Origin of the sequence: Janthinobacterium longum (genome assembly GCF_051380735.1) — a bacterium.
Taxonomy (GTDB): domain Bacteria; phylum Pseudomonadota; class Gammaproteobacteria; order Burkholderiales; family Burkholderiaceae_D; genus Janthinobacterium.
Window position 1 is genome coordinate 1 of sequence record NZ_JBNYXQ010000024.1, and the last position, 1,390, is coordinate 1,390.

A 1,390-nucleotide genomic window follows, 5' to 3' on the forward strand; every position below is an offset into this window, starting at 1 on the left:
GACGAGTGAACTTGTTCACGAAGCAATCGGAAGTGGTTCCAAGAAAAGCCTCTAAGCTTCAGTCATACGAGACCGTACCGCAAACCGACACAGGTGGGCGAGATGAGTATTCTAAGGCGCTTGAGAGAACTCGGGAGAAGGAACTCGGCAAATTGGTACCGTAACTTCGGGAAAAGGTACGCCCCGGTAGCTTGACTGGTTTACTCCAGAAGGGTGAAAGGGTTGCAATAAACTGGTGGCTGCGACTGTTTAATAAAAACACAGCACTCTGCAAACACGAAAGTGGACGTATAGGGTGTGACGCCTGCCCGGTGCTGGAAGATTAAATGATGGGGTGCAAGCTCTTGATTGAAGTCCCAGTAAACGGCGGCCGTAACTATAACGGTCCTAAGGTAGCGAAATTCCTTGTCGGGTAAGTTCCGACCTGCACGAATGGCGTAACGATGGCCACACTGTCTCCTCCCGAGACTCAGCGAAGTTGAAATGTTTGTGATGATGCAATCTACCCGCGGCTAGACGGAAAGACCCCATGAACCTTTACTGTAGCTTTGCATTGGACTTTGAACCAATCTGTGTAGGATAGGTGGGAGGCTTTGAAGCGGGGACGCTAGTTCTCGTGGAGCCAACCTTGAAATACCACCCTGGTTTGTTTGAGGTTCTAACCTTGGTCCGTTATCCGGATCGGGGACAGTGCATGGTAGGCAGTTTGACTGGGGCGGTCTCCTCCTAAAGTGTAACGGAGGAGTTCGAAGGTACGCTAGATACGGTCGGACATCGTGTTGATAGTGCAATGGCATAAGCGTGCTTAACTGCGAGACTGACAAGTCGAGCAGGTACGAAAGTAGGACATAGTGATCCGGTGGTTCTGTATGGAAGGGCCATCGCTCAACGGATAAAAGGTACTCTGGGGATAACAGGCTGATTCCTCCCAAGAGTTCATATCGACGGGGGAGTTTGGCACCTCGATGTCGGCTCATCACATCCTGGGGCTGTAGCCGGTCCCAAGGGTATGGCTGTTCGCCATTTAAAGTGGTACGTGAGCTGGGTTTAAAACGTCGTGAGACAGTTTGGTCCCTATCTGCCGTGGGCGTTGGAAATTTGAAGGGGGCTGCTCCTAGTACGAGAGGACCGGAGTGGACGAACCTCTGGTGTACCGGTTGTCACGCCAGTGGCATTGCCGGGTAGCTAAGTTCGGAAGAGATAACCGCTGAAAGCATCTAAGCGGGAAACTTGCCTTGAGATGAGATTTCCCAGAGCCTTGAGCTCTTTGAAGGGTCGTTCGAGACCAGGACGTTGATAGGCTGGGTGTGGAAGTGCAGTAATGCATTAAGCTAACCAGTACTAATTGCCCGTACGGCTTGTCCCTATAACCTTAGCAGGTACAGAGGAT

The 1,390-nt window shown here is 51.4% G+C and carries 1 rRNA gene; it reads left to right on the top strand.

Annotated elements, in window-relative coordinates:
• Window positions 1-1,366 (top strand): 23S ribosomal RNA (locus ACQ4WM_RS24670); the annotation flags it as partial.
• Window positions 1,367-1,390 lie beyond the last annotated feature (24 nt).